This window comes from Streptomyces sp. NBC_00104, from assembly GCF_045160825.1.
Lineage (GTDB): Bacteria > Actinomycetota > Actinomycetes > Streptomycetales > Streptomycetaceae > Streptomyces.
Window position 1 is genome coordinate 148,262 of the sequence record NZ_CP108215.1, and the last position, 25,018, is coordinate 173,279.

A 25,018-nucleotide genomic window follows, 5' to 3' on the forward strand; every position below is an offset into this window, starting at 1 on the left:
CACCACGCCCGGGCGACGGATCCCGGGCTGAGGAGAGGCCGGCATGACCACACAGAAGCACCGTCCGCCGAGTGGGCTCGACGAGCTCGTCCGCGCCGTCGTCGAGGAGATCTCCCGCCTCGCCGGTGACGGCCGGGAACGAGCCGGGTACGGCTCGGGCCCGTACGCCGAGGGCGTCCAGGACCGCTGGGACACGGCGGCCGACGCTCAACCAGGAGCGGCAGCGGCCCTCCTGGTCCGGCGCAGCGGCGTGTACGTCCGCACTGACCTGCCCATCGTCCCCACCCCCGAGCACGACGGCGCGCAGGTCGTGCAGAGCGTACCGGCGATGCCCGGCATGGCCGCGACCGTCGCGCCGGAGGTGCGGCCGACCGGTTCGGCGATGCCGGGAGGTGTCCTTCCCGAAGAGAACGGGACCCCGGTCGAGCAGCCCCGGACCGGTCAGCCGCCGGCGGAGACGATCCCGCCCGGCGCCGCCCTCGGACTGTTCGAGGAACTCCGCGTGGACGTGGACGGGCCGGCCCCCACGATGACCGTCTCGGGCCGTGTCTGGCGCCTCATGACCGGCGGTCTCACCTGGATCGCCAAGGTGACCAAGCAGCCGGACGGCTCGTACACCGGCCCTATCACCCACCGCGACGGCAACGCCGCCCTGCGGTCCGCCACCAGGATCCGCGTGCAGCTCTCCGGCCGGCCACCGCTGCAGCCTCCCGCCGCGCGGGTGACCTTCAGCAGCCCGGGCGCCGCCGATCTGGTCCTCGGCTACACCTTCGCCCGGTCGGCGTTCCGCGAGGTCGGGATCGAGTTCGACCGCGTCGAGGGAGCCGAGCAGACGGATGCGTACGCGCTGCACGACCACCCGGTGCGCCCCGCCGGCCTCCCCGACATCACCCTCACGGTGGAGGACGCCTACGCCCGCCAGGGAATCAAGGTCACCCGCACCCGCGGCAGCAACGTGATCCCGCGCTCGGCCTCCGTCAACGACAAGTGGTCCGACATCGAGATGCACGACGCGATGCAGCAGCACTGGTCCGAGTGGAAGCCGGGGCCCGGCGGGCAGGGCGTCGCCCAGTGGCAGGTGTGGACCCTGTTCGCGGGCCTTCACGACCTGGGCCGAAGGCTCGGCGGCATCATGTTCGATGACATCGGCACCGCCCAGCGGCAGGGCTGCGCGATCTTCTCCGACTCGTTCATCTCCGAGCTCCCGCCGAACGACCCCGCGCCCGAGGCGTTCGCCCGCCGGATGCGCTTCTGGACTGCCGTGCACGAGATCGGGCACTGCTTCAACCTCGCGCACGCCTGGGACAAGGAATCGGAGTGGGGAACTCCGTGGATCCCGCTCGCCAACGAGCCCGAGTCCCGGAGCTTCATGAACTACCCGTCCAAGGTCAACGGTAGGGAGCCGGCGTTCTTCCGCGACTTCCAGTACTTCTTCTCGGAGAACGAACTGCGGTTCCTGCGGCACGCGCCCGAGCGGTTCGCGCAGATGGGCAACATCCCCTGGTTCGACCACCATGCCTTCGAGCAGGTCCGCCAGTACTCCGCCCCCAGCCCGCTGACGCTCTCTCTTCGGGCCAGCCGCAACCCCGACCACCAGGGTGCGTACCGCTACGGCATGCTCGAGCCGGTGATCGGGGAGCTGAAGCTGGCCAACACCTCCACCGACCCGGTGATGGTCGACGGCAACGAGCTGATGGGCGACGGCATCGGCATCGTCATCCAGCGCGAAGGGGAGGCCGAGGCCCGGATGCACCGGCCGTACTTGAAGTACTGCATGCGCCCCGAACCCATCGTGCTGCAGCCCGGCGAGGCTCTCTACGAGCAGATCGTGCTCAGTTCCGGACTCGGCGGCTGGCAGATCGCCGAACCCGGCACGTACCGCGTGTACGCCGCGCTGCGCACGGCCGTCGGCGGCGCAGCGGCCTCCGTCGCCGGTGCCTCGGCCGGACAGGTCATGGCCGCGCCGCTCATGCTCCGGGTGGAACGCCCGGCCAGCCGTGAGCAGGAGCGGCTGGCGGACGACGTCTGCACGGACGCCGTGGGACGTGTGCTGGCGCTGGGCGGAAGCCGGGTGCTGCACGCGGCCAACGACGTGCTGCGCGAGGTCGTGGACCGGATTCCCGGCGAGGCCGTCGCCAAGCACGCCGCCGCCTGCCTGGCGCTGGCAGAGACCGTCCCTGGCAAGGTCATGCGGGGTGGTGGCGACGGTTCGGGTCCGCGCCTGGAGCTCACGACGGCCGACACCGAGTCGGGTCGGCAGCGCGCCGAGCAGGCGTACGGAGACCTGAACGCCGCCGCCGAGACGTTCGGCCACATCCGTCTGGCCCGCGACATCGAGCACCTCGCCCGGTCGCTCGACCAGCAGGGCAAGAGCGAGCCCGCCACCCGGCTGGTGAGCGGTCTCGCCCGGACCCTGGAGAACCGCCGGGTCAAGCCCAGTGTGGTGAAGCGGGCCCGCAAGCTGGAACAGCAGCTCGCCGGCGACGGCCAGTAGGCGGCCGCCCCCGCCGGGCTGTGTCACCCGCCCCCTCCCGGTGTTGTCCGGGAGGGGGCGAGTGCGGCGGGCTGGTCGCTGAAGTTGACCGCGTCCGGGCCGACCACCTCGCGCGTGTACGGGTCCGCGAAGGTCTGCCCCATGGACTCGAGGTCGTCGAAGTACAGCTCGGTCACGGAGTCGCGAGGCAGCGTCACCTGGTAGCCCACATCGCCGAGCGCGCCATAGGCGCCGTCGAGCACATGGTTCTGGACGTATTTGCGCACGGTCAGCCTGTCGGCGAGAGCTATCCCGCCGTGCACGTTCTCGATGTACTCGGCGTACTCGGCGTGCGTCATGCCGGGGCGTCGCCGTACGGCGGCCACCAACTTGATCATTGATTCTCCTGGTGTGGCGAGGTGGGGCAGATGGATGTGGCGGATGTCCGTGACGGCCCGGTCAGGGGGCGAGGGTTCCCTTCAGGGCGTCCGCGAGGAGGGAGCGGAGGACGTCTTCGGTGACCGGTCGTGGATTGGCGTAGGGCTGAGCCTGCGCCTGGGCGGTGATTTCGTCGAAGTCGCGCTCGGTGAGGCCCAGTTCGGCCAGGGAGCACGGGGCGCCGAGTTCGGCGGACGCTCGCGCGAGGTGCTTCGGTACGTCGTCGGTGGCCAGCGCGCGGCACAGGGCATGCTCGGCGGCGGGTGCCGCGGGGAGGTTGAAGGCGGCGACGTACGGGAGCAGGACGGTGTGGGTGGCGGCGTGGGGCAGGTCGAAGGTGCCGCCCAGGATGTGGCACAGCTTGTGGTGCAGCGACATGGTCGTGGCCCCCAGGCACGCCCCGCACAGCCACGCTCCACGCAGCGCGTCGGTGCGGGCCCGCAGGTCGCCGGGGTCGGCGGCGACGACCGGCAGGGCCGCGACCAGCGAGCGCACCCCTTCCTCGGCCATCAGGGACACGATCGGTGAGGCGTCCGGCGCGTACAGGGCTTCCACGGCATGGGCGATGGCGTTGAAGCCGCTGGTCACCGACAGGTCCGCGGGGAGGCCGACGGTGAGTTCGGGGTCGTAGAGCACACTGCGGGGCAGGACCGCGCGGTCGCGGCCGGTGCGCTTGCGTCCGTCCTCGGTGAGTCCCCATACGGTGGTCATCTCCGAGCCGGCGTAGGTCGTCGGCACACTGATCACGGGCAGGCCCGAGCTCAGGGCGATCGCCTTGCCCAGACCGATGGTGGAGCCGCCGCCGATGGCCAGGCAGCCGTCCGCGTCGGCATCGTGTGCGGCCGTACGGGCCGCTTCGGCGACTTCGACCGGCACGTGCGTCCGGGCCCCGGTGAACAGTGCGACGCACGCGTCGCCCAGCAGGCCGGCCGCGTGCTCGGCGAGAGCGCGCTGGCCGGGGGTGGACAGCACCAGCAGCCGTCGCAGGCCCAACCGCTCGACTTCCTGGGGAAGTCGGCGCAGGCTTCCGGTGCCGAACACCACCCGCATCGGCAAGGCTTCGTAGGTGAAGGTCATCCTGCCGCCTCGGCTTCCGAGGCCAGCACGATGTCGAACCGGGCGTGTGTGAAGGGGACGCTCACACCGAAGCGCTCGGCCTCCCGCTCCTCGTACGAGGCGGTGAAGTCGGTGATCAGGCCTCGCTTGACCGCGAAGACCGCGTCGGAGTCGACGTACGGGCTGCCCGCGACGAACGCGTGGGTGGTGACCGGGCGGTGGTGCCCGGCACTCGCGATGAAGTGGATGTGGGCGGGCCGGTAGGGGTGCCGGCCGGTGGCTTCGAGGAGACGGCCGACGGGGCCGTCGGTGGGGATCGGGTAGTGGGAGGGGACGACGGTACGGAACCAGTAGCGGCCTTCGCCGTCCGTGCGGAAGAGCCCGCGGCCGTTGCCCGGCGGCTGTACGTCGGGCTGCTGCACGTCGTAGACGCCGTCCTGCGAGCACTGCCACACGTCGAGTTCGGTGTCCGGCAGCGGGGTGCCGTCGGCGGCGAGCACGCGGCCGGACACCACACACGGGCGGCCGGTGCCGAGGAGGTCGATGCGGGCGCCGAGCTCGCGGCGGGGTGACTCCGTCATGTGGAAGGGTCCGAGGACGGTGCTCTCGGTTCCCTCCTCGGCCCCGTTCAGGGTCTCGACGAGCATGGAGACGCCCAGGACGTCGGAGAGCAGGACGAACTCCTGGCGGGTGTCGTCGCAGGTCTGGCCGACGGCGGTGAGGAAACCGATCGCGGCCTCCCATTCCTCCATGGTCGGTTCGATGTCCCGCACGAAGTCGTGGAGGTGGCGGGCCAGACTCTCCATGACCTGCCGCAGCCGCTGATCCTCGGTCTGCCGGAAGCTCTCCACCACCGCGTCGGTGGCGGTCTCGACGGTGAAGTCCACTGGGTGTTCCTAACGGTTCGGGGTGGCTTGGCCGACGAGGAGGTCGCTGAACCAGTCACCGGTGAGCGCGTCGCGTTCGGCCGCGTGGTTGTAGAGGGTGTGCTCGCCGTCGGGCCAGATCCGCACGGTCGAGGTGGCGGGGTCGGCGGCGTGGAGGAACGGCTCCTGGTCCTCGTAGCGGGCGAGGGGGTCACGGCCGCCGTGCAGCAGGAGCAGCGGGCAGCCGATGCGGTGCTTGTCCGGGTCGAAGCGCAGGCCGTTCATGACCTCCGCCACCCGCACCAGGTCGTCGGTGCCGACCACGGCGGCCATCTGCTCGCGGGCGGTACGGAATTCCGGGACGGTCGGGACCGCTGGAGCACCGTTGACGACCACCGCGCCGACGCGCGGATCGGCGGCGGCCAAGTGGGCGGCGAACAGGCCGCCGAAGCTGACGCCCTGGACTCCGATGGCACCGTCGAGGCGGGGATCGGCCTCGACCAGGTCGACGAAGCGGGCGAAGCCGTCGGTGACGTGCTCGTCGACGTACAGTCCGTGGCGCAGCCGTGACTCGCCCTGACCGGGGCCTTCGGCGAGCAGACAGGCCAGGCCGCGCGCCGTGTACGCGTCGGCGAGGGCGAGATACGCGGCCCCCCAACCGCTCAGACCGCCCCACACGATGACGGTGGCCCGGGGCGGGGCGGCCTCCGGCAGCGACAGCCAGCCGCCGAGGACGCCGCCTCGGTGAGTGATCTCCACCCGCTCCACGCGGGGTGCGAGAGCTGCGGTCGCGGCGGTGTGGCGGGCGTACAGCTCCCGCTTCTCCGCCGTGTCGCTCTGGTAGGCCATCTGCGCGAACATCAGCGCCGCGGAAGCGAACCGGTAGGCCTGCGAGGCGGTGGTGCTGTGCCCGGAGGCTTCCGCCGACCGCGCGCGCTCCAGTTGTACGTCGGCGACCAGCGCGGCGGCATCCTGCCACGGGATTCCGGCGCTGGTGTCGGCGAGCAGCCGTCGGGCGTCGGCGAGGTCCATGCCGCAGTCGGTGAGCCGGGTGAAGGGCATGGCCCGGTGCTGGGCGGCGACCAGCGGCGGCAACTGGGCCCCCGCGCCGGGATCTCCGGTCGTCATACGGCCGCACCCACTGTCCCGGACAGTGCGACGTCGAGGTCGTCCACCAGAGCGCCCAGGTCAGTGGTGTCGGCCGCCGTACCGAACAGCACGAAGTCGGGACGTGCCAGATACGCGACCACGCCGAGCCGGTGGAGGTACTCCCGGTGTCGTCCGTCGAGGTCCTCGACCGTGTCGAGGGGGACCACGGCGCAGTCCAGGCGCTCCAACCGGGCGAGCCGCTCGGGCCCCAGGGCGTCGGCGGGATCCTCGGCGGTGACCAGGGTGAAGCCGTATCCGGTCAGGTCGTCGAGTCGTCCGGTGCGGCCGTCGGCCAGACGGATGCGGCCCTGGGGGGTGAGGGTGCCGACCGGCGTGCCGGCTTCCCTGCGCAGCACTCCGCCGCTCAGCGGGGGGAACGGCGGCGGCGGGGGCACCTTGCCGCTGAAGAAGGCCGCGTCCCGGGCCGCGGCGGCCTCGGTGTCGTGCATGTTGGCGACCTTGCCGAGGCCGATCGCCGCGTGGGTGATCGCGGTGACGTGCGGGCGGCGCTCGCTCTCGTAGGTGTCCATGAGTGCGTCGGGCGCCAGGCCGCCGAGCACGAGGTGCAGCTTCCAGGCGAGATTGGTGGCGTCGCGCAGGCCGCTGCACGCGCCCTGGCCGAGGTACGGCGGCATGGTGTGGGCGGCGTCGCCGGCCAGGAAGACCCTGCCGGTCCGCCAGCGGGTGGCGATGCGGGCCTCGAAGCCGTAGACCAGCTGCCGGATGATCCGCACGTCCTCCGGGCCGAGGTCGTGGTACTCGCGCAGGAGCCGCCAGGCGGTCTCCGGGGTGTTCATGTCCTCGCGGTTCTCGCCCGGGAGGAGGGCGAACTCGAAGCGCTGGCGGGTCGCGCCGATGTTGATGGTCATGTGCCCGCGCGCGGGATCGCAGTACTGGGTGCCGTACGCGAACTGGGCGGGCTGGGGGCACAGCCACTCGGCGTCCACGTTGACCCACTGCTCGTTGAAGCCGAAGTCCTGGCGCTCCACGTCGAGCAGTTCGCGGATTCCGCTGCGGCTGCCGTCGGCGGCGATCACATAGCGGGCCCGGACGCTGTCGTGCGGTCCGTCCGCGCACATGGCGTCGGTGTTCCAGCCGCGCAGACGCAGGTCGACACCGTCGTCGTCCTGGTCGATGCCGGTGACCGCCCAGCCCTGACGGACGTCGACCGTGCCGTAGCCGCGCAACCGCCTGTCGATCGCGTTCTCCACATCCGGCTGGTACATGGAGATGTGATCCGGATACCCCATCGGGCCCTCGGGGTTCGCCGGGATGGTCACCAGGTTCTCGCCCTTGCCGTTGACCCACACGTACTGGCACATCGACGAGTCCCGCAGCGCCTCGTCGACATCACCGGCCGCCTGGACGGTCCGGGCGGTCTCGTCGTCGATGTGGGTGAGTCTGGGCAGCCCGTAGAGGCCGGGCCAGCGCTCGCAGACCACCACCCGGTGGCCCAGCCGGCCGAGCAGGGACGCGGCGGTGAGGCCGGTCGGTCCGTAGCCGACGACGGCGATGTCGTAGAGGGGAGCGATGAGACACCTCCAGGAACAGCCCCGCGCCATGGCGAGGGGTGAGGTGGGAAGAGAGAGGGGCGCGGCTCGGCCGTTCACGCCGAGGTCCGCATGTGAAGCGCGATTCACATTTAATGTGAGTGGAGATTCACATACCAGCGACATGGACGTCAAGAGGTCGGTCGATAAACTGCGCGGGTGACCGAGCCCTCCACCGGCAGACCTGCCGCCCTCCAGGAACGCAGCCGCCGTTCGCAGCAGGACATCCTGCGGGCCGGGTACGCACTGCTCGCGGAGGGCGGAGTGGACGCGCTCACCGTGGCCGCCGTCGCCGAGCGGGCCGGCATGGCGGTCGGCAGCATCTACCGGCGGTTCGGCGACAAGGAAGGCCTGCTGCTGGCCATCCAGCGCGCGTTCACCGAGAACCTCCAGGCCGAGATCACGGGGCGCATGTCCGCGGAGCGCTTGCGGATCCTGCGCGATCCGGCCGTGGCGGTCGCCGAGGCGGTGGGCGCGATCACCGACAGCTTCCAGGCACATGAGGCCCTGCTGCGCGTCTTCCTGCTGCTCGGCACCCGCCACGAAGCGGTACGAGCCGAGGGCTCCCGAGTGAGCCTCGAGGGCAATCGCCACTTCACCGAGGCACTGCGTCACACACCCGTCGCACATCCGGACCCCGAGGTCGCGCTGGACTTCGCGTACCGCCTGATCTACGCCACGGTCGCGCACCGCATCACCCAGGGCGAGTTCCTGGAGTCCGACCGCCCGCTGCCCTGGAACGAACTGCGCTGCCACCTCCAGACCGCCGTCGTGTCCTACCTCCTCGGGACCCCGGAAGGGCGCTGAGCCCGGATTCCCCTCTCACGGAGAGGTGCGCGCGGCCCTGGACGGTCGATGCGGCGGTATGTGAGCTTGCCGTCCGACTCAATGCGAGTCCCAGTTCACATCAAGGGGGCCTCTGTGTCCGAACCGCCAGAGTCCGGCTGACCCGAGTCACGACGCGGGGCCGGCCCGCGAGCACTGTCGGCGCGCGAACGGCTCCCCCGCCGACGGTGCCTTCGTGAACCAGCACCACCAGCACCACCAGCACCACCGGCACCAGCAGTTCCAGGACCAGGGAGGCGGAAGAAGTTCCGGCGGCGCGCGGCGTGACGACCGTCCGGGTGCGGACCCGCTGAGCCAAGTCGCCGTCTTCACTCGACCCGTCGCTCCGAACACATCCTACGTATCGGGTCGGCTGGCCTGAGGGTCGAACGCGCCTGACCGCCGCTACCTCGGTATTGATCTGGCGATTTCTGTCGAGACTATAGACAGGCCCCTAGCCGGCATCTACTAATACATCCGATGTTGCTTAGCCGAACACCCGCTGCACGCAAGGCCGTCATGACACCACGTGCTGCCCTGCGAGCGGCTCTCTCTTCCCGGGCGACGACGGCGCGGCCGGCCAGGGCAGCCCTGTCGCCTGCAGCCGGGCACACCCCGGCACCCAGGCCACCGCCGACCGTCCCAGCAGGCCGTCACCACAAGCAATGCCATCGATCCACAGGAGTGGACCTTGTCCTCATCGAGAATGTCTCGCCGTACGTTTCTCGGGGCGGCGGGTGCGGCGACCGCCGCGACCGCCCTGCCGATCGTCCCCGGCTTCTCCGGTCTTCTGTCGCAGGCGGCCGCCGCGGACACGCAGACCAACCTGAGCAGGATGGTCGACATGCGGTTCGGCATGTTCAACCACTTCAGCCTGGGCACGTTCACGAACCAGGAGTGGGCCGAACCCCACCAGAGCCCCACCCTCTTCGCTCCCCCGAGCGTCAACTGCGCGCAGTGGGCCGACGCGGCGGCCGCCGCCAAGATGAGTTACGGCATCCTGACCACCAAGCACCATGACGGTTTCGCCCTGTGGCCGAGCGCCCATGGCACCCAGAACGTCGCGAACAGCTCCTACAAGCAGGACGTGGTGCGGGCGTACTGCGACGCGTTCCGGGCGAAGGGACTGAAGGTCGGGTTCTACTACTCGATCTGGGACCGTACCTTCGGCGTCGAGGCGTGGGAGAGCCGGCACAAGGTGACCGGGCTGGAAATCACCGATGCCATCAAGCCCGACCACATGACCTTCATGCTCGGTCAGATCCGCGAGCTGCTCACCAACTACGGCACCATCGACATGTTCATGACCGACGGTTACGCATGGCAGATGGGACAGCAGGCCGTCTCCTACCAGCGGATCCGTTCACTGGTGAAGGAGCTGCAGCCGGACTGCGTCATGATCGACATCGGCGGGCTGTCGGAGCCCTTCCTCAGCGACGCGATCTTCTTCGAGGAGCCACTGGGCGTCACGGCGCCGGCGGGCAACACCTACGCCGGCATGCAGGGACAGACCATCAGCAACGGCTGGTTCTGGCATCCCTCCACCCCGACCGAGGGCCTGATGAGCAAGGCCGCGATCCTCTCCCACCTGGCCGACCTGGAACCCAAGTACACCTCCTTCATCCTCAACTGCCCGCCCAACCGCAACGGCCTGCTGGACACCAACGTCGTCAACCGGCTCGCCGAGGTCGGCGCGGCCTGGAGCCCGAACACCTCCCGGCCGCCGCTGCCCACCCAGCCACTGCGCGCCGAACACCCCGTCACCCCGGTAAACGCGTACGCCACCGCCTTCCGCACCGGCGAGGGACCACTCAACGCCATCGACGGACTCAGCGACGTCCGCTACGAGACCTGCTGGTCGACCTGGGGCCTGTCCCCGGCCCTGCCTCACTCGATCACGATCGACCTGGGCGGCGTGTGGAGCAACGTCTCCACCCTGGAGTACCTGCCCAAACAGTGGAACCGAAGCAACTCCACCGACGGCGACATCACCTCCTACACCATCCTCACCAGCACCGACGGCGTCACCTTCACCCAGGTCGCCACCGGCACCTGGGCCGGCAACGGCAAGTACAAGCTGGTCGAGTGGCCCAACCGGAACGTGGGTTTCGTACGCATCCAGGTCAACGCGGCCACCGGCGGTTACGCCAACATCAGCGGCGTCAGGATCGGCGGCCGGTCGGTCAAGCCTGCCCTTGTCTCGAGGGTCCTGCCGGGCGACGGCACCGTGTACCGGCTGGTCAACCGCAACAGCGGCAAGGTCGCCGACGTGAGCGGGAACGGAACCGCCAACGGCACCAACATCCTCCAGTGGCCCTGGCTGAACCGGAACAACCAGAAGTGGACCTTCGCCTCCACAGGCGACGGCTACTACGAGATCAAGGGCGTCAGCAGCGGCAAGCTCATGGAAGTGGCCGGGCTCTCCCGCGACGACGGCGGCAATGTGGCCATCTATGCGGACTCCAACGTCCCCCAGCAGCACTGGGCCGTCACGCCCACCGGTGACGGCTACTACTTCCTCATCAACCGCTACAGCGGCCTCTGCCTCGGCGTCGACGAGGGCAGCACCGCCGACGGAGCCAACATCGAACAACAGCCGTACGCGTCACAGACACGGCAGCAATGGCAGATCGTCCCCGTCTGATCCTGCCCTCCTCCGCCGACTTCCCGGCCTGTTGTGAGGAGCGGCGGTGACGGCCCTCTGCGGGCGCGGGGCGCTTGAGCACCCCGCGCCCGCACAACGCGCGCGTGCCTGATTGCCCTGGTCGTCATTCCAGTCCTACAACCACCCCGACTGCTACATCCGCCACTACGCATACCTGCTGCGGCTCGAAACGATCACCACCGCCGCAGGACGCGGCGACGCCACCTTCCGGGTGACGGGCTGACCTGACCGGGATGCTGTGCCGGCGACGCGGCCGTATCTGTCTCGCGGTCGGGACGACCTCGACGCAGTGGCCGGACTCGATCAGGGCATGCCCGCCGGGATCCGTCCCTCGGTCCTGCCGATCGGACCGACCCCGGCGGTCACACCGCGTCAGCAGGTCACGGCAGGGGCGGGTAGGCGTTGCGCAGCAGCTGCTGGAACTGGGCGGAGAACCAGTGTCCGGCCAGCGGCGAGTCCGGCAGCGAGCCCGGAGGGTTGTTGCCGTTGCGGGCGTTGCCACCGTACGTCGGGTCGCACATCCGGTCGAAGCCCTTGCCCTCGTCGTTGGGGACGGGGGTGCTGTTGCCGTCCGACTCCCCCGGCGGCTTGACCCACACGTAGGCGTCGATGCCGGCGGCGGGAGCCGCGGTCGGTCGTGCGCCGATGCCCGCACCGCTCTGGTTGCACCAGTTGCCGGCGTGGATGCGCCGGTCGATGCGACTGGCGTCGACGTAGCCGTCCACGGTGGTCTGCGCTCCGGGACCGCCGGGCCGGGCGGAGCCGCCCCAGCCGTTGCGTGAGGTGTCGATCAGCATGCCGAGTCCGGAGTTGAATCCGGCCGCGACGAGCTTGTCGCGGAGCGCCTGGGCGAAGGACTGCTCGTCCACGTACTGGTTCCAGTCGACCCACTTCGACTGACGTACGGTCTGTCCGCCCACCGTGTCGGTGACCTTGAGGTACGGCTCCTTGGTGGGGCTGTAGTTCGCGGTGTTGACGATGAAGCCGGCCACGTCGTTCACGCTCGCGCCGTTCGTCGTCGCCACCTTGTGGAACTGCTGCACCGCGGGACCGAGGTTGCTGTCCCAGCCGAGCCAGCCGTGGTGGGCGGCGTCGATGTAGTTGTAGACGTTGGGGATGGCGCCCAGCTTGTCCAGGGCGTAGCTGACGCCCTTCTCGTAGTTGCCGTTGCCCTTCATGGTCACGCAGGCGTCGGTGGTGGTCGGGGTTCCACCTGCGTTGGTGACCAGGTTGGGCAGCGAGTCGGGCTCGATGACGGTGGCGATCCGCAGGCCCGCGTACTTGGACTCGGACAGGATCGCCGTGATCGGGTGGATGTACTGGGACTTGTACTTGTCGAGATCGTTGGGTCCCAGCTCGCCGTTGGAGGCGAGGGCAGCGCAGTCGCGGCCGGCCAGGTCGTAGATGACGAGCTGGACGACGAGGTCGCCGGAACCCTTCTGCTTCAAGGCCTCGTCGAGGTGGGCGCGCAGACCCATGCCGCCCTTGACTCCGTTGATGGCGGCGATGCGGTCGAGCCAGACTGCGGCCTGCAAGGTGGCGTACGGGGCGAACTCCTGGCAGGGCGGCTTCACCGCCGACGTCACCATCACCAACACCGGATCCTCCCGCGTCAGCGGCTGGAAGCTCGCGTTCACCCTCCCGTCCGGGCAGCAGATCACCCATGCCTGGAACGCGAACATGTCCGGGTCGTCACGAGCTGTCACAGCGAGCAACGTGGTCCACAACGCGGAGCTGGCGGCCGGCGGCCAAGCGACCTTCGGGTTCCAGGGCACCTCCAGCGGCACCTTCGCCAAGCCCACCGATTTCAGCCTGAACGGGACCGCCTGCACCACCGGGTGACACCCGCTCACCCTCCGGGGCCCGCCCGGTCCCTCCACACCGACCGGCGGGTCCCCGGAGGCCGCACGGCGTCCCCGGCTCCACCGTGTTTCCCCCCTCCGGGAAAGCCGACGCCGTGCTCGGCTCGGCCTTCGCGCCCGCGCCGGCCCCGGTCGGCGGGTGGTTCGGAGGGGGCCCACTGGTGGCGGCGGGGTCAGTGCCGTGCGAACTGGAACCGCGTCGGCTGCACAACCTCCGGCCGCAGAGCGATCCCGTCGATGGTCAGCCGTTCTCCGTAGATGTCGGTGATCCTGATCGCGCCGCCGCACCCGCTGCCGTCGGGGGAAAGGAAGTAGTTGTAGTCGGTACGGGTCAGTTGGCGCCAGCCGCCACCGGTGCGGACCTCCAGCCGAGCGAGCGGGTTGCGGTGGCCGATTGCCTGAATGCCGCACCAGTAGGGGCTGGATCCGTTCTTGTAGCGGATCGAGATCGTGCCCGGCGTGCTCGGGCTCAACAGGCTCCAGGTGATCGCGATCCGGCCGGTCGAGACGGGGGCCAGTTCGGCGAAGGCCTGTTCGCTGAGGTCGAGTTGCCCCGGCGCACAGGGCAGGGGGCATTCGTTGGTGATCCGGACCGTGACGGAAGCGCCGTTCGCCGCGCGGACGAGCACGTAGGCCCCACAGGCCGCGGAGGTCTCGTAGTCGGTGGTGTTCATCGCCGCGATCATCATGTCGCCGCTCGGGCCGTACGAGCAGGCACCGTCCCCTACGCCGGCCTTGTAGACCGTGGCGACTCCCTGATACGTGCTCTTGGGGCGGATCCGTCCGGCCAGCGATGACGTGGCTGGAGCCTTCCGCGGAGAGGCCGATGACGGGGACGGGGACGGGGACGGGGACGGGGAGGCCTTCGGCTTCTTGGCGCCGGCCGACGGGGACGCGGAGATCTCGGACGGGGAGGGTGCGAGGGACTTCTTCTTCCCGGACGATGTCGGCGGGTGACTCTCCTGGGAGTTGGCGACGGCCGTGGCCGGGGCTCGCCCGGCATCCTCCTCGCGGTCCGGCTGCATCGTCATGACCAGGCAGACGAGAAGACCTGTGACGACCAGCCCCGCGGTGGTGCCCACCATCAGCCGGCGTCTGCGTCTGCGCTGCCGCGCGGCCTGGCGTGTTTCTTGCATGTTCATCCGTTCGGAAGCGCGTTTCGGTGTTGCACTGCTCAGTGGCCGCAGGTGGCGAAAAGGTTGCCGCCGATTTTCGGTCGGACCGGATGCCGGGACATGTGCCGCGGATGGAGACGCTGGGACGGTCTCCGCGACGTCCACGTGCTCCCACCCAACGTCTCTCGGGTGGGAGCACGGCCTGCTTGCGCAGTTCACTGCTTCTGCGGGGTGGTGATCACCCGCAGGGTCGGCCGGGACCGGCAGGATGACCACCGCATCGGTACCGGGTGAGCCGGGGTGGCGGACCAGGGCGCGCCACCCCGGGGATGCTCAGCCGACCTTGGTCATGTTCCACTGCTGCGGGGCACCGCCGTTGGGGGTCCACTGGATGACCTGGGTGTTGTCCGCGCCGTTGTTGGCGTTGTCCAGCGCCTTTCCGCTGTGCCGGTTGATGAGCCGGAACGCGCCGCCGCCCAGCGCGGTGACGGCCCACTGTTGCTGACGACTGCCGTTGTCGGTCCGCTGCACCATCACCGCGCTGTCGGACGTGCTGTTGTTGTTGTCGAGGGCCTTGCCGCTGCGGGCGCAGACCAGCTTGTAGTAGCCGTGGCCGAGGTCGGTGACCGTCCACTGCTGCGGCGAGCCACCGTTGACGGTCCACTGGATGATCGGGGTGCCGTCGCCGCCGACGTTGCCGTTGTCGAGAGCCTTGCCGCTCCGGGCGCAGACCAGCCGGTAGACACCATGGGCCAGGACGGCCGGCATGCCGTTGACCTCCACGCAGACCACGGAGTCGTTCGCGTTGGGCGCGGTGGTCGGCACCTGGACGTTGATCTGGCCGCCGCTGACCCAGTAGGTGAGGTTGGTGCCGGGGTTGTTCATCAGGTAGACGCGGTTGATCGTGTTGTACACCGCCGGAATCTGCAGGGTGCCGCCCGTCGGCCAGTTGAAGACGTGGGCGAAGAGCTTGCCGTTCTTCTTGGTGATCCTGCCCCAGGACGGTTCGGTGGCGAAGGGGCTGCCGCTGGTGCCGTGGATGCTGTCGCCGTGGGTGGCCATCCACGAGGCCATGCCGTTCAGAACGGTCACGGTCCCGGCGGTCACGGAGCCATCGCCCTTGGGGCCGATGTTGAGCAGGTAGTTGCCGTCCCGCGAGACGACGGTGACCATCTCCCGGATGATGGTCTGGACCGAGCGGTACTGGTTCTCCTTCCACTCGTTGTAACCCCAGGCGTCGTTCATGGTGGCGCAGGCCTCCCACGGCCGCTCCAGCGGCGCGTCGGGGATACCGAACTCCGCGACCGCGTAGTCGCCGAGACCGTGGTCCCGCTTGACGCGCTCGTTGACGACGAGGCCTGGCTTGCGGGCCATCAGCCAGTTGTACAGCTCCGCGCCGTCGGCCTGGGTCCACCAGTCGTCGAGGTTGGGGGTGGAGGGGTTGGCGCACCAGTCACCGTCGAACCAGAGGACGGCCGGGTCGTAGCGGTTCAGCAGTTCCTGCAGTTGGGCCTTCATGTCGTTGATGTAGGCCGTGCGGGCGGACAGCGACGACATGTCGGAGAAGTAGGCGCCGCGATCGATGGTCTGGGAGGGGTGGCTCCAGTCGAGGATCGAGTAGTAGAGCCCGAACTTGATGCCCCGGCTCTCGCACTCGGTCTTCAGCTGGGCCAGCAGGTCGGGCTGAAAGTTGTTGTAGTCGCGCAGGTTGTACAACTTGGTGCCGGTGACATCGGTGAAGCCCGGGACGTTGGAGTCCCACATCGCGTACCCCTCGTGGTGCTTGGCGGTGATCACGAGGTACTTCATGCCGGCGCTCTGGGCCAGTTGGGCGATGGTGGCCGCGTTGAAGGCGTTCGGGTTGAACTTCGAGGTCACGTCGGCCTGGTAACTGGCCTTGGTCCAAAGAGGGTTGGAATCGGCGCTGAACGCCCACTCACCGCGGCCGAGGTAGGAGTAGGACCCGAAGTGGATGAACATCCCGAACCGGGCCTGGTACCACCAGTTCATCTTCGCGTCGACGGAGTAGGCCTCGGCCGTGGCGGGCCACAGGGCCTGCGGCAGACCGAAGGCCACGGTGCCGCCGGCGAGGGCCGCGGCCTTGATGAGGGAGCGCCTGCTGAGGGGAGCGGAGGACATCGTGCGGCTCCTGGAGGGTGAAGGACTCAGGGTGTCGGCAACTGCTTGTCCGCGGCACCGCACAGACAGCGGAGTACGAGTACGGCGGTCCGGGCCCGGCGGGGACTTGAGCAGCCCCCAGGGACATCGGATGTATTAATAGGCACAGCCTCACCCCGTGTCCAGCGCGCTGACAAATAATTCAGGACATCCCTGTTCGTGGCCCCGTAGCTCAAATTCCTAGATAGAAGAGATAGGATGTCTATCCAGCTGCCCGGTGGTGGAAGAGGACGTTCGGTCGGCGGAACACGGCGGTGACCGTGCGAAGGGGGTAGGTCGTCGGGGCGCTCGGTACCGGCTCGCCGGACAACGCTCCCCGCATCGCGCTCAGGACGGTCTCGCGGCCGTTCTTCGGAGCCATGCGCATGGGGTTTCCTGGGGCGGGGCCTGCCGTGCGGTGACGGGCAGCCCGCAGGTCCGCACGGCCGTGCCGGTGAAGACGTCATGGCGCTCGGCCGGCCCGACTCCGGCCGTCAACTCGCTCGCGGCGGCGATCACTTCGGCGTACGCGGCGGCGAGCCGGCAGACGGGCCAGGCGCACGCCTGGTGGTGGGCGTCCACGATGCCGGGCACGGTTTTGGGCAGGGAACAAGTCCGTGCCGCTGCGCAAACCGTCCGTTCCCTCACCCCACGGCACGGATGACAGCGGTGAGTTCCTCGGGTGCCCTCGATGCGCGGCCTCGTAGTGCCGGGTCCGGTCGGCGCGGACCTAGGTGGGCAGGGCGGCTGTCATGACGGCTTCGTCGACGGCTTGGCTTCCCCGGTCGGCATGGCTTCCCCGGTCGGTGCGGCTTCCCCGGTCAGTGCGGCTTCCCCGGTCAGTGCGGACGTCCTCGTTGGGGATCCAGGGTGCATGCTCGAGGCGCCGCACGAGCCCCTGCCGAGGAGGACGGCCACAGCGGCTCGACTGCCCTCGACGTACGGGATTCCGTTCGCGCAGCCCGTCTTCCACCAGGTACGCGCAGAAGGACCGCACGGCCACCACACGTTGCTGGACGGTCGCGTTCGCCAGTCCCGTCTCCGGATGCAGCGGCGCCTTCGCTGATCGCTGGCGGGGACGGTCGAGCATGTCCCCGATCCAGGCGGCAACCGTGTCCGCACCGGCCAGTACGGGATCCGTGCCTTCAACGGCACAGAACCGCAGGTCGTCCTCGACCGCCCGCCCGTACGCGTCGATCGTGTTGGAAGCCCGACCGATGTTCGCCATTAACTGCAGCCACCGGCGGGCCAGTTGATGTTCAGCGAGAGTGGGGAACTTGCCCCACGGGATGGGGGCCATGACAACAGGCCAGTAGTGGCGACCGTGCCTACTTGCGCACGTGGAAGCGCAGCATGGTGACCCCGCCCGACTGGACGTTGCTGAACGGTTCCAGGTCGATCCGGTCGAGGCCCGGCGGCGCGAAGCGGACGCCGTCGCCGAGCAGCACCGGCAGCACGTACACCAGGATCTCGTCGACGAGGCCGCGCTGCAGGCACTGGGCGGCCACGTCGGCGCCGAGGATCTCCAGGTTCTTGTCGCCGGCGGCGCGGCGTGCCGTGGCCACGGCTTCCTCGATGTCGCAGGTGAGGAAGGTGACGTTGGGGTCCGGCTCGTCGGGCGGGCGGTGGGTGAGGACGAACTGCGCCCCGCCGTCGTAGTCGGTGTTCTCGTCGGACATGCGCTTGCCGACTTCGTACGTGCCCCGGCCGATGAGCATGGCGCCCGTGGCCGCCATGACCTCCGGGAACGTCGCCGACGTCATGTGCTCGAAGATCCAGTCCATCGTGTGGCCGGGACCGGCGATGAACCCATCGAGGGACATCACCCTGTTCACGACCACTTTGCCGGTGCTCGCATCCGTCATGCGTCTTCTCCAAGCAGGTGGAGGGCCGGGATCGCATCATAGGTCGGTGAGCAACATCTTCTCCGGCGGTAGCCACGACCTGGACCGGTCCAATGGCGCCACCGTGGTGTTCATCGACGTGCTGATGCCGGTCGTGTCCGATCTCGCCTCCGAGGACTGGGACTTCCGCTTCGCGGCGCTGCTGACCCCGCAGGACGTGCGACGGAGCGGGAACGCGCCCGCGCGAAGGACTTCGTGCTGCGTGCCACAGCACTCGCGGCGAGCGGACATCGCTGGAGCGAGCTGGGCTACCACCCGCCCCGCGTGCATGACTACCTGCACCGCTTCACGACCATGGTGGAGTCCTGCACCCCGCCCGCCGACAGCAGCGCCGCACGCGGCTTCCCCGGCCCGGACGAGGCCGCGATGGCCTCGTGCGTGCGTCACCGCGTCCTCAGCGCGCTCGGAATCTCCAGGTCTAGCACGGCATCCAGCCTCGACTCCGAGTCGGCCAGGATGCCGTCCAGTGCCTCCGCCTGGGCAAGATTGCGGGGGAAGCCGTCCAGCAGGAATCCACGCTCGGTGTCCGGGCGGGCAAGGCGTTCTTTGATCACTTCGATGGTGACCTCGTCCGGTGCCAGAAGGCCGGCGCGTATGTGCGTGTGGGCGTACTGCCCGAGCTCGGTGCCCTGGTCGATGTGCTCTCGGAACAGGTCACCGGTGGAGATGTGCTGGATCGACAGATGCGCGGCAAGACGCACTGCCTGCGTGCCCTTGCCGGCTCCGGGCGGCCCGATCAGGAGGATGCGCATCGATGAGGTGTCCCTTCGTCATGCGTGGCATCAAGCCGTCTCTGTGACACACGATCGCCGCGCACCGATGTCATTGCCCATCCAGTAAGCCACCCCCTGGCGGTGGGGATAACCACACCATGGGACATCGCCGCGTTGAGGTTGATGCTCCTCCGGTCCCGATCCCGATCCCGGTCCCGATCCCGATCCCGATCGTTCGGACAGAGCCAGGTCCAGGCCGAAAACGATGAGCACCGTTCGGGTGGCCGATCAGGTTCAGAAACACGTACTGACGGATGAGGCGATCGACAAGATCAAGGCGATGATCGTCGCCGACGAACTCGCGCCCGGCTCCCGGCTGCCCAAGGAGGAGACCCTCGCCGGACAGCTCGGCCTGTCCCGGAACTCCCTGCGCGAGGCCGTCCGGGCACTGACCGCCATGCGGATCCTGATCACCCGCCAGGGCGACGGCACGTACGTCTCCAGCCTTGAGCCCCATCTCCTGCTGGAAAGCCTCTCCTTCGCCGCCGACGTCTCCCAGGGACACACGGCTCTGCAGTTGGTCCAGGTACGACGACTGCTCGAACCGCAGGCGACAGGGCTGGCCGCCGCGCTGCTGAAGCAGAAGGACCTCCGGGAACTGCGGAACATTCTGGACCGGTCCCGGACCGTCACCACCGTGGAGGAGTTCGTCGCCCATGACATCGCCTTCCACCTCAGGATCGTCGAAGCCGTCGGCAACCCGAAGCCGTCGGCAACCCCGTGCTGTCGATGCTGCTGCAAGTGCTCTCCGCCCGCACCCAGCGTGTTCGCATCGTCCGCGGCAGTCAGACCGGTCACGCCCTCAACAACGCCCACCACGACCACGAGCAGATTCTCAGCGCGCTTCAGTCACGCGACGCCGTGCTCGCCGCCTCCGCGGCGACCGTCCACATCACCGCCGTGGAGCAGTGGCTGGCCACCAGTCTGACCGATGACCCGATACGGGCGATCGACGACTGACCTCGCGCTTCCCCCCACCCCCGCCGCCATCCGGTCTCCCCTTCCCACGCCCCGACCGGGTGGCGGCGCCATGCCCGGAACGCACCGGCGCCGCGTCCCCCCGCATCCGTTCGGGGGCGGCGCCCGGTCCGGTTCGGGCCCGCGCCATGAACGCACCGGAGCCGCCCCCGACCCGTTCCGCGGGCTTTCCGCGCGGGCCGTCGCGGCGGGCGATCGCCGGGCAGTGTCCACGTCGGGTGCGTCCAGCGCGCTGTGGCTCAGTGCCGTTGCATTGAGACCAGGCACCTCAATCAAGTGACATGAACGAGCGACATTGTCAGCTGACAATGTCGCCTGTATGGTTTGGGGCACCCGGTACCACTGACGGCAGGGAGTGACCATGAGCAGCACGCGGACCACGGACGTCACCACGTCACGTCAGAGCCGCAGGGCGGACGTCGTGGTGATCGGTGCGGGGCTGGCCGGACTGACCGCGGCGCGGGAACTCATCGCGGCGGGCAAGTCCGTGGCCGTCCTGGAGGCCCGTGACCGGGTCGGTGGCCGACTGCTCAACCACGACCTCGGTGACGGCCAAGTCACGGAGATCGGCGGGCAGTTCGTCGGTCCCACCCAGGACCACATCCTGGCGCTGGCCAAGGAGGTCGGTGTGGACACCTACCAGGCAGCCGTCCCCGGCGAGACCGTCTACGTCCACGACGGCAGGGCCAAGCGCTTCTCCGGCCACACCCCTCCGGACCTGTTCGCCCTGCCGGACATGGGCATCGCCCTGGCTCGCATCGCCAAGGAGGCCGCCAAGTTGAACCCGGCCGCCCCGTGGCGGGCCCCCCACGCCCGCGAACTCGACGGTATGACCTACGAGACCTGGCTGCGCAGGGCCGAACTCACCGGCGACGCCGTCGACATGATCAGCCTCTTCCTCAACTCCGCCTACGGCGGCGAGGCACGCGACGCGTCCGCCCTGTTCAGCCTCTGGTATGTCGCCACCTTCGGCAACGAGACCCACCCCGGCACCATGGAACGCGGCACCGGCACCACCGGCGGCGCCCAGGACAGCCGGTTCGTCGGCGGCTCGCAGCTCGTCGCCCAGCGGCTGGCCGAGGAACTCGACGGCCGCGTCCACCTGTCCGCCCCGGTACGGCGCATCAGCCAGGACTCCTCCGGCGCCACCGTCGTCTCGGACGCCGGTGACTGGCGGGCCGACCAGGTGATCGTCGCCATCCCGCCGCTGCTCGCCGCGCGGATCGTGTGGGACCCGCTGCTGCCGCCCCAGCAGGACCAGCTCTTCCAGCGGCTGCCGTTCGGCACCCTCATGAAGTGCGTCGCCGTCTACGACAAGCCGTTCTGGCGCGAGGACGGCCTGTCCGGCATGGGTCTGCTGCGTGGCGGCTCCCCCATCCGCGAGATGTTCGACAACACCCCGCCCGACGGTGGACCGGGCGTCCTCATGGGCTTCCTCGGCGGCCGGGAATGGCGCAAGTGGGCCCATCGCCCGGCCGCCGAGCGCCGAGGAGCGGTCCTGCGCTCCTTCGCGCAGGTCGTCGGGGACCGGGCCTTCGACACCGTCGACTACGTCGAGCAGGACTGGACCGCCGAGCAGTGGACCCAGGGCGGCCCCACCTCCGTCGCCGCCCCCGGCGTGCTCAGCGACTTCGGCCAGTGGATGGGTCGGGCCTTCGGCCGTGTGCGGTGGGCGGGCGCCGAATTCTCCCCGTACTGGAACGGCTTCATGGACGGCGCCGTCCGCTCCGGCAAGCACACCGCCACCGAAGTCCTGGGTCGGGACTGAGCGCAACAGACACCGACCAACCGACCAGAGGCACCAGGCACCAGGCACCGAGCACCGAGCACCGAGCACCGAGCACCGAGCACCGACAGGACAGGACAGGAACACCGTGATGAACAAGTACGTGGTCACCGAGCAGGCCGTCATCAACGCACCCGTGGGACACGTCTGGGACGTCATCTCCCGCACCGACCGGTACGCCGAGTGGGTCGCCGGGGCGATCGAGGTCACCGACCACCACGGCATCGCCACCGTCGGCAAGACCTACGCCGAACGCAACCGCACGCTCGGCCCCTTCAAGACCGACTCGGTCTGGACGGTCAGAGAGAGCGAGCCGTACGAGCGTCGCGTCGACACCGGCACCGGATTCGCCCCGCTCCAGGACGTGACCAACGTCTTCGCGTTCCGGCCGATCCGGAGCGGGGACGGCCGGGAGATGACAGAGATGACCTACCAGGTCGAGTACGCCATCGGGCTGGGACCGCTGGGGGACTTGCTGAACCGCGTCCAGGAGCCGGGGATGCGCTCCGCGATGCGCACCTCCATGACCAACCTCGACAGGTTGCTCCGTTCGGAGAACTCGACGACCGCCCGTTGACGGGTAGGAAGACATGCCATGTCTGACCATGAATGAATGGCTCGAAAGGCTGTATAGCCCTCAAAGTGCCCTCTGCGTGCGGCCTTTCATCCCTCCACACCGTTGACATTCCGGTGTTGCTTGCCTGAACTTCATGCGTAACGTCTGGCGCCCGAGACTCGTGAGTGCCGCAGCACCCGTGTGTCTTCTCCGTACCAAGGATGCCCTCACGCACTTCGGCGGGCTTGCGCTGTTCCCCTCCCCGCAGCCGGAGAGGATTCGGCTCCTTCGGAACGGTCCTGTGGCGCTGAAGCCACCGAAATGGGAGTGAGAGCATGCCGTCAGGAAACCTGTCCCGCCGTACGCTGCTCGGGGCCGGCGCCGCTGCCGCCGCGACGGTGCTGCCCGTGGTCCCCGGCTTCTCGGGCCTGGTGTCCGAGGCGGTGGCCGCCGATCCCCAGACCAACCTGAACGACATGGTGAACATGCGGTTCGGCATGTTCAACCACTTCAACATGGGCACGTTCACCAACGAGGAGTGGGCCGCCCCGAACCACGACCCCGCCCTGTTCGCCCCCACTGCCGTGGACTGTGCCCAGTGGGCGGCCGCCGCCGCGGCGGCGAAGATGAGCTACGGCGTGCTGACGACCAAGCACCACGACGGCTTCTGTCTCTGGCCGACGGCGTACACCGACTACAACGTCGCCAACAGCTCCTACCAGCAGGACATCGTCGCCCAGTACGTCGACGCGTTCCGGGCCAAGGGTCTGAAGGTGGGCCTGTACTTCTCGATCTGGGACCGCACCTACAGCGTCCAGGCGTACGACACCCGGCACGGCGTCGCCGCCGACCAGACGATCCAGCCCGGCGACCTCACCTACATGCTGAACCAGATCACCGAACTGCTGACCGACTACGGCACCATCGACATGTTCATCACCGATGGCTACGCGTGGCAGATGGGCCAGCAGGCCGTCTCCTACCAGCGGATCCGCGAGCATGTGAAAGCGCTCCAGCCGGACATCGTCATGATCGACCACGGTGGGCTGTCGGTACCGTTCCTCGGCGACGCGATCTATTTCGAGGAGCCGCTGGGCATCACCTCGCCGGCCGGAAACACCTACGCCTCCATGCAGGGACAGACGATCAGCAACGGATGGTTCTGGCATCCGTCCACGCCGACCGAAGGCCTGATGAGCAAGGCGTCGATCCTGTCGCACCTCGCTGACCTGGAACCGAAGTACACCTCGTTCATCCTCAACTGCCCGCCCAACCGCAACGGCAAGCTGGACACCAATGCCGTCAACCGGCTCGCCGAAGTCGGGGCGGCATGGAGCCCCGACACCTCCAGGGCGCCGTTGCCGACACAGATGCCACGCGCCGAGCACCCGGTGACACCCGTCAGCGCCTACGCGAGCGGATTCCACACCGGCGAGGGCCCGATGCACGCGATCGACGGGCTGAGCGACAAGGGCTTCGAGACCTGCTGGTCGACTTGGGGACTTTCCCCGTCCCTCCCCCACTCGATCACGATCGACCTGGGCGGGGTGTGGAGCGGGGTCTCCACCTTGGAGTATCTGCCCAAGCAGTGGAACCGCAGCAACTCCACCGACGGCGACATCACTTCGTACACCGTCTCCACCAGCACCGACGGCACGACCTTCACCCAGGTCGCCACCGGTTCCTGGGCCGGCGACCGCGTCACCAAGGTGGCCGAGTGGAGCGCCAGGAATGCCGGTTTCATACGGATCCAGGCCACCGCCGGCACCGGCGGATACGTCAACGTGGGCGGCCTCCGGATCGGCGGCAGGACCGCCAAGCCGGCCCTCGTGTCGCGTGTCCTGCCGGGCGACGGAACCGTCTATCGCCTGGTCAACCGCGACAGCGGCCTGGTCGCCGACGTGTACCGGAACCGAACCGCCAACGGCACGAGCATCCTCCAGTGGCCCTGGCTGAACCAGGCCAACCAGAAGTGGACGTTCACCTCCACCGGCGACGGCTACTACAAGATCAAGAGCGTCAGCAGCGGCAAACTCATGGAAGTGGCCGGCCTCTCGCGTGCCAGCGGCGGCAAGGTGGGCATCTGGTCGGACGACAGCGTCTTCCAACAGCACTGGGCCGTGACACCCACCGGCGACGGCTACTCCTACCTCACCAACCGGCTCAGCGCACTGTCACTCGACGTCGACCGCGCCTCCACCGCCAACGGCGCCGGCCTCGAGCAGGAGACGTACGACCGGGCACCCCAGCAGCAGTGGCAGATCATCGCCGTGTGATAGATGGGCGGCTCGGCGACGGCGCGCTACACGCTCCTGTCGGACGCGAAGGACGTCGTCACCGGAGTCGACCACACCTGCCGCGACCGCACCCGTGCGGTGCGGCCGCCGCAGGTGGCTGCCGCACCGTTCCACCGGGCGGATACCTGCCGCCATCACCGGGTCACTTCGGCGAACTCCCCATGACGGCGCAGGCCGTGCCGTTGAGGGTGCAGGAACTCGGCGGGGCGGTATCGCCGGTGTGGGTGGCCTGGAAGCCCGAAGTTCTGGACGGTGCAGCCGCTGTTCCTGACGAACCCGTCCCGCATCGTCCGTCCGCCGGAGATGCCGAGGACACTGTCGCGGAGGCCGTGCACCCCGAGGTAGGCGATGGGCCGGGTGCCACCGCTCCGCTGAGCTGCCCGCCGCTCTGGACCGCGACCGCACGGAAGACCGTCGCCCGGAAACACGCGAGCGCGTACGACATGGCGGCGCTGTAGCTGAATCTGAGAGCGAAGCGCTGGGTCGTGTCCACACACAGGTCCGCTTCGATAGAGAGGTCTTGTGCTGGTCATCATGCAACTCCCTTTCGGAGCATCGCCGTGTGCGG

Annotated in this window: 17 protein-coding genes and 5 pseudogenes; 9 read left to right on the plus strand and 13 right to left on the minus strand. The window is 69.0% G+C overall.

What is annotated here, in order from left to right; translation table 11 throughout:
- The first annotated feature begins 43 nt into the window (after positions 1 to 43).
- Positions 44 to 2,494, plus strand: coding sequence for a hypothetical protein (locus tag OG272_RS00500; RefSeq protein WP_328222127.1), 2,451 nt, complete (start codon positions 44 to 46; stop codon positions 2,492 to 2,494).
- Positions 2,495 to 2,517: 23 nt separating this feature from the next.
- On the opposite strand, the gene OG272_RS00505 is transcribed toward OG272_RS00500, so the two are convergent.
- From OG272_RS00505 to OG272_RS00525, 5 genes are all read right to left on the minus strand, one after another.
- On the minus strand, positions 2,518 to 2,871 hold the full coding sequence (locus OG272_RS00505) for an EthD domain-containing protein (protein ID WP_326573136.1): 354 nt from the start codon (positions 2,869 to 2,871) through the stop codon (positions 2,518 to 2,520).
- A gap of 61 nt (positions 2,872 to 2,932) precedes the next feature.
- The gene (locus tag OG272_RS00510; protein WP_328222128.1) at positions 2,933 to 3,988 is read right to left on the minus strand and encodes a maleylacetate reductase; all 1,056 of its coding nucleotides are present in this window, start codon (positions 3,986 to 3,988) and stop codon (positions 2,933 to 2,935) included.
- Positions 3,985 to 4,854 (minus strand): dioxygenase, encoded by an 870-nt coding sequence (locus OG272_RS00515; protein WP_405892123.1) that lies wholly within the window; start codon positions 4,852 to 4,854, stop codon positions 3,985 to 3,987. The genes OG272_RS00510 and OG272_RS00515 overlap by 4 nt, the downstream gene beginning before the upstream one ends.
- A gap of 9 nt (positions 4,855 to 4,863) precedes the next feature.
- Positions 4,864 to 5,961, minus strand: coding sequence for an alpha/beta hydrolase family protein (locus OG272_RS00520; protein WP_405892124.1), 1,098 nt, complete (start codon positions 5,959 to 5,961; stop codon positions 4,864 to 4,866).
- Positions 5,958 to 7,592, minus strand: coding sequence for a bifunctional 3-(3-hydroxy-phenyl)propionate/3-hydroxycinnamic acid hydroxylase (locus OG272_RS00525; protein ID WP_405892125.1), 1,635 nt, complete (start codon positions 7,590 to 7,592; stop codon positions 5,958 to 5,960). The genes OG272_RS00520 and OG272_RS00525 overlap by 4 nt, the downstream gene beginning before the upstream one ends.
- A 99-nt stretch (positions 7,593 to 7,691) precedes the next feature.
- Here OG272_RS00525 and OG272_RS00530 point away from each other — a divergent pair, with 99 nt between their 5' ends.
- The 3 genes from OG272_RS00530 to OG272_RS00540 all read left to right on the plus strand — a co-directional run bounded on the left by OG272_RS00530 (position 7,692) and on the right by OG272_RS00540 (position 11,245).
- On the plus strand, positions 7,692 to 8,339 hold the full coding sequence (locus OG272_RS00530; RefSeq protein WP_326573144.1) for a helix-turn-helix domain-containing protein: 648 nt from the start codon (positions 7,692 to 7,694) through the stop codon (positions 8,337 to 8,339).
- 724 nt (positions 8,340 to 9,063) lie between these two features.
- The gene (locus tag OG272_RS00535) at positions 9,064 to 11,001 is read left to right on the plus strand and encodes an alpha-L-fucosidase (protein ID WP_327732013.1); all 1,938 of its coding nucleotides are present in this window, start codon (positions 9,064 to 9,066) and stop codon (positions 10,999 to 11,001) included.
- A 112-nt stretch (positions 11,002 to 11,113) separates the two neighbouring features.
- Positions 11,114 to 11,245, plus strand: a complete 132-nt coding sequence (locus tag OG272_RS00540) for an AbfB domain-containing protein (RefSeq protein WP_405892126.1) — start codon at positions 11,114 to 11,116, stop codon at positions 11,243 to 11,245.
- A 157-nt stretch (positions 11,246 to 11,402) separates the two neighbouring features.
- Here the strand turns inward: OG272_RS00540 and OG272_RS00545 are convergent.
- Positions 11,403 to 12,548, minus strand: a pseudogene (locus OG272_RS00545) (glycoside hydrolase family 6 protein); the annotation flags it as partial.
- Between OG272_RS00545 and OG272_RS00550 the strand changes: the two are divergent.
- Positions 12,547 to 12,864: pseudogene (locus OG272_RS00550) on the plus strand (cellulose binding domain-containing protein); the annotation flags it as partial. The pseudogenes OG272_RS00545 and OG272_RS00550 overlap by 2 nt on opposite strands.
- A 193-nt stretch (positions 12,865 to 13,057) precedes the next feature.
- Here OG272_RS00550 and OG272_RS00555 read toward each other — a convergent pair.
- The 6 genes and pseudogenes from OG272_RS00555 to OG272_RS00580 form a co-directional block, all read right to left on the minus strand.
- Positions 13,058 to 14,020 carry an expansin EXLX1 family cellulose-binding protein gene (locus OG272_RS00555; RefSeq protein WP_405892127.1) on the minus strand — a complete coding sequence of 321 codons (963 nt, stop codon included), beginning with the start codon at positions 14,018 to 14,020 and terminating at the stop codon, positions 13,058 to 13,060.
- 312 nt (positions 14,021 to 14,332) lie between these two features.
- Complete coding sequence (locus OG272_RS00560; RefSeq protein WP_326573151.1) at positions 14,333 to 16,138, minus strand: alpha-L-fucosidase; 1,806 nt, start codon at positions 16,136 to 16,138, stop codon at positions 14,333 to 14,335.
- A gap of 366 nt (positions 16,139 to 16,504) precedes the next feature.
- The gene (locus OG272_RS00565) at positions 16,505 to 16,750 is read right to left on the minus strand and encodes a hypothetical protein (protein ID WP_405892129.1); all 246 of its coding nucleotides are present in this window, start codon (positions 16,748 to 16,750) and stop codon (positions 16,505 to 16,507) included.
- Between the two features lie 136 nt (positions 16,751 to 16,886).
- Positions 16,887 to 17,456, minus strand: a complete 570-nt coding sequence (locus OG272_RS00570; RefSeq protein ID WP_327732010.1) for a hypothetical protein — start codon at positions 17,454 to 17,456, stop codon at positions 16,887 to 16,889.
- A 28-nt stretch (positions 17,457 to 17,484) separates the two neighbouring features.
- Positions 17,485 to 18,021: a dihydrofolate reductase family protein gene (locus OG272_RS00575; RefSeq protein ID WP_093903461.1), complete on the minus strand. Its 537-nt coding sequence runs from the start codon at positions 18,019 to 18,021 to the stop codon at positions 17,485 to 17,487.
- A 443-nt stretch (positions 18,022 to 18,464) separates the two neighbouring features.
- Positions 18,465 to 18,812 (minus strand): annotated as a pseudogene (locus OG272_RS00580) (adenylate kinase family protein); the annotation flags it as partial.
- Between the two features lie 226 nt (positions 18,813 to 19,038).
- Here OG272_RS00580 and OG272_RS00585 point away from each other — a divergent pair.
- The 4 genes and pseudogenes from OG272_RS00585 (at position 19,039) to OG272_RS00600 (ending at position 24,429) form a co-directional block, all read left to right on the plus strand.
- Positions 19,039 to 19,793: pseudogene (locus OG272_RS00585) on the plus strand (FadR/GntR family transcriptional regulator).
- A gap of 379 nt (positions 19,794 to 20,172) precedes the next feature.
- Positions 20,173 to 21,579, plus strand: a complete 1,407-nt coding sequence (locus OG272_RS00590; RefSeq protein ID WP_327732009.1) for an FAD-dependent oxidoreductase — start codon at positions 20,173 to 20,175, stop codon at positions 21,577 to 21,579.
- Between the two features lie 109 nt (positions 21,580 to 21,688).
- Entirely contained in the window at positions 21,689 to 22,174 is a 486-nt protein-coding gene (locus OG272_RS00595; RefSeq protein ID WP_405892132.1) for an SRPBCC family protein, read from the plus strand.
- Between the two features lie 314 nt (positions 22,175 to 22,488).
- On the plus strand, positions 22,489 to 24,429 hold the full coding sequence (locus OG272_RS00600) for an RICIN domain-containing protein (RefSeq protein WP_405892134.1): 1,941 nt from the start codon (positions 22,489 to 22,491) through the stop codon (positions 24,427 to 24,429).
- Between the two features lie 263 nt (positions 24,430 to 24,692).
- Here OG272_RS00600 and OG272_RS00605 read toward each other — a convergent pair.
- Positions 24,693 to 24,961: pseudogene (locus OG272_RS00605) on the minus strand (cellulose-binding protein); the annotation flags it as partial.
- Positions 24,962 to 25,018 lie beyond the last annotated feature (57 nt).